This window comes from Amycolatopsis sp. lyj-23 (assembly GCF_046549135.1).
GTDB lineage: Bacteria > Actinomycetota > Actinomycetes > Mycobacteriales > Pseudonocardiaceae > Amycolatopsis.
Map to the genome: position 1 here is coordinate 1 of NZ_JAJPWN010000042.1, position 3,731 is coordinate 3,731.

3 rRNA genes are annotated in these 3,731 nt (G+C 56.1%); all 3 read right to left on the reverse strand.

Annotation, left to right across the window (positions count from 1 at the left end):
- Position 1: 1 nt before the first annotated feature.
- Positions 2 to 118 (reverse strand): 5S ribosomal RNA (gene rrf, locus ACLJPY_RS50035).
- Between the two features lie 73 nt (positions 119 to 191).
- Positions 192 to 3,314, reverse strand: a 23S ribosomal RNA gene (locus ACLJPY_RS50040).
- Between the two features lie 324 nt (positions 3,315 to 3,638).
- A 16S ribosomal RNA gene (locus ACLJPY_RS50045) occupies positions 3,639 to 3,731 on the reverse strand; the annotation flags it as partial.

Below are 3,731 nucleotides of genomic sequence, written 5' to 3' on the forward strand. Positions count from 1 at the left end.
AGTTCGGCGGTGTCCTACTCTCCCACAACCCTTCGGTTGCAGTACCATCGGCGCTGTCAGGCTTAGCTTCCGGGTTCGGAATGGGACCGGGCGTTTCCCTGACGCTATAACCACCGAAACACTCCGAAACAACACACACGCAGTCCTGCGTGTGGTGTTTCAGAACCGTAGAGTGGATGCGTAACATCTTTGTAGGCAAGTCCTCGGCCTATTAGTACCAGTCAACTCGACAACACATTACTGTGCTTCCATTTCTGGCCTATCAACCCAATGGTCTGTTGGGGGCCTTAACCCACAAAGGGTGGGATACCTCATCTTGGAACAGGCTTCCCGCTTAGATGCCTTCAGCGGTTATCCCTTCCGAACGTGGCCAACCAGCCATGCCCCTGGCGGGACAACTGGCACACCAGAGGTTCGTCCGTCCCGGTCCTCTCGTACTAGGGACAGCCTTCCTCAAGTATCCTACGCGCGCGGCGGATAGGGACCGAACTGTCTCACGACGTTCTAAACCCAGCTCGCGTGCCGCTTTAATGGGCGAACAGCCCAACCCTTGGGACCTACTCCGGCCCCAGGATGCGACGAGCCGACATCGAGGTGCCAAACCATGCCGTCGATATGGACTCTTGGGCAAGATCAGCCTGTTATCCCCGGGGTACCTTTTATCCGTTGAGCGACACCCCTTCCACCAGGAGGTGCCGGATCACTAGTCCCGACTTTCGTCCCTGCTCGACATGTCTGTCTCACAGTCAAGCTCCCTTGTGCACTTGCACTCAACACCTGATTGCCAACCAGGCTGAGGGAACCTTTGGGCGCCTCCGTTACTCTTTAGGAGGCAACCGCCCCAGTTAAACTACCCATCAGGCACTGTCCCTGAACCAGATCATGGCCCGAGGTTCAGATTCCCAATTCGACCAGAGTGGTATTTCAACAACGACTCCACCACAACTAGCGTTGCAGCTTCACAGTCTCCCACCTATCCTACACAAGCCGAACCGAAAACCAATACCAAACTATAGTAAAGGTCCCGGGGTCTTTCCGTCCTGCCGCGCGTAACGAGCATCTTTACTCGTAGTGCAATTTCGCCGGGCCTGTGGTTGAGACAGCCGGAAAGTCGTTACGCCATTCGTGCAGGTCGGAACTTACCCGACAAGGAATTTCGCTACCTTAGGATGGTTATAGTTACCACCGCCGTTTACTGGCGCTTAAATTCTCAGCTTCGCCCCGAAAGGCTAACCGGTCCTCTTAACGTTCCAGCACCGGGCAGGCGTCAGTCCATATACATCGTCTTGCGACTTCGCATGGACCTGTGTTTTTAGTAAACAGTCGCTTTCCGCTGGTCTCTGCGGCCACCCACCCCTAGCCTGCAAGAAGCTTCAGGATGTTTGGCCCCCCTTCTCCCGAAGTTACGGGGGCATTTTGCCGAGTTCCTTAACCACAGTTCACCCGATCGCCTTGGTATTCTCTACCTGACCACCTGTGTTGGTTTGGGGTACGGGCCGTGCATGCACTCACTAGAGGCTTTTCTCGGCAGCATAGGATCACTCTACTTCGCCTCAAACGGCTACGCATCACGTCTCAGCCTCATGGAACACGGATTTGCCTATGTTCCGGCCTACACGCTTACACCAGGACAACCATCGCCTGGCGGAGCTACCTTCCTGCGTCACCCCATCGCTTGACTACTACGAAATCAGGTCCCACGCTCCACAATGCCAACTCCGCCCGAAGGCATCGCCGGCACGCTTTGGGTGGTTAGTATCAAACGCCTCGTCATGGGCGCACATGCTCGGGTACGGGAATATCAACCCGTTGTCCATCGACTACGCCTGTCGGCCTCGCCTTAGGTCCCGACTTACCCTGGGCGGATTAGCCTGGCCCAGGAACCCTTGGTCATCCGGCGGCAGAGTTTCTCACTCTGCATTCGCTACTCATGCCTGCATTCTCACTCCCACACCCTCCACCACTGGTTTCCACCGTGGCTTCCCTGGATGCAGGACGCTCCCCTACCCATCCGTGCGACTAGACAAGAGCCTCAAGGACTCAAGCCGATCTACAGCACGAATGACACAGCTTCGGCGGTGTGCTTAAGCCCCGCTACATTGTCGGCGCAGGACCACTTGACCAGTGAGCTATTACGCACTCTTTCAAGGGTGGCTGCTTCTAAGCCAACCTCCTGGTTGTCTGGGCAATCCCACATCCTTTCCCACTGAGCACACACTTAGGGGCCTTAGCTGGTGTTCTGGGCTGTTTCCCTCTCGACGACGAAGCTTATCCCCCGCCGTCTCACTGCCGCACTCTCACACCACGGTATTCGGAGTTTGGTTGATTTCGGTAACCCGGTAAGGCCCCTAGACCATCCAGTAGCTCTACCCCCGTGGAGAAACATACGACGCTGCACCTAAATGCATTTCGGGGAGAACCAGCTATCACGGAGTTTGATTGGCCTTTCACCCCTACCCACAGCTCATCCCCTCAGTTTTCAACCTAAGTGGGTTCGGGCCTCCACGACGTCTTACCGTCGCTTCACCCTGGCCATGGGTAGATCACTCCGCTTCGGGTCTAGACCACGCGACTAGAAACGCCCTATTCAGACTCGCTTTCGCTACGGCTACCCCACACGGGTTAACCTCGCCACGCAGCACTAACTCGCAGGCTCATTCTTCAAAAGGCACGCCATCACCCAACAAGTAGGCTCTGACGGCTTGTAGGCACACGGTTTCAGGTACTCTTTCACTCCCCTCCCGGGGTACTTTTCATCTTTCCCTCACGGTACTCGTCCGCTATCGGTCTTCAGGAAGTATTTAGGCTTACCGGGTGGTCCCGGCAGATTCACAGCAAATTCCACGAGCTCGCTGCTACTCGGGAACACCAAACAAACAACCAACAACATGTTTTCGCGTACGGGGCTCTCACCCACTCCGGCCCGCCATCCCAAGCGGTTCCACTAACACGCGCGGTCATTCCGAGGACTGTCAGATCCTCGACGCTGGGTCCCACAACACCGCCTGCACAACGCCTGACAGCTTGACATGCAAACGGTTTAGCCTCATCCGCTTTCGCTCGCCACTACTCACGGAATCACGGTTGTTTTCTCTTCCTGCGGGTACTGAGATGTTTCACTTCCCCGCGTTCCCTCCACACACCCTATATATTCAGGTGCGGGTAACACCACATCACTGGTGCTGGGTTTCCCCATTCGGAAATCCTCGGATCACAGCTCGGTTGACAGCTCCCCGAGGCTTATCGCAGCCTCCTACGTCCTTCATCGGCTCCTGAAGCCAAGACATCCACCATGTGCCCTTAACAACTTGACCACAAAGATGCTCGCATCCACTCTACAGTTCTCAAACACCACACCAGAAACAAACGTCCCTCTGGGGCAGAAGCCCCAAGGCGTGTTGCCTCAGGACCCAACAGTGTGCCAAGTGAACAACTTGCCCTCCAGGCGCCGGCCCTCCGTTCCACGATCGCCAGGCGATCAGTACTAGAAGGGGCTTTGCCAACCAGAGCAAGCCATAACCAGTAGTTCCACAATTCCTTGAGCAACCGGAACAAGCACACATTCGGCACTTGAGTTCCAGCCACTCCACGCTCTGGTTCCGGGTATCCCGGGAACGTGGATGTGTTGTGCTCCTTAGAAAGGAGGTGATCCAGCCGCACCTTCCGGTACGGCTACCTTGTTACGACTTCGTCCCAATCGCCAGTCCCACCTTCGACCACTCCCTCCCCTT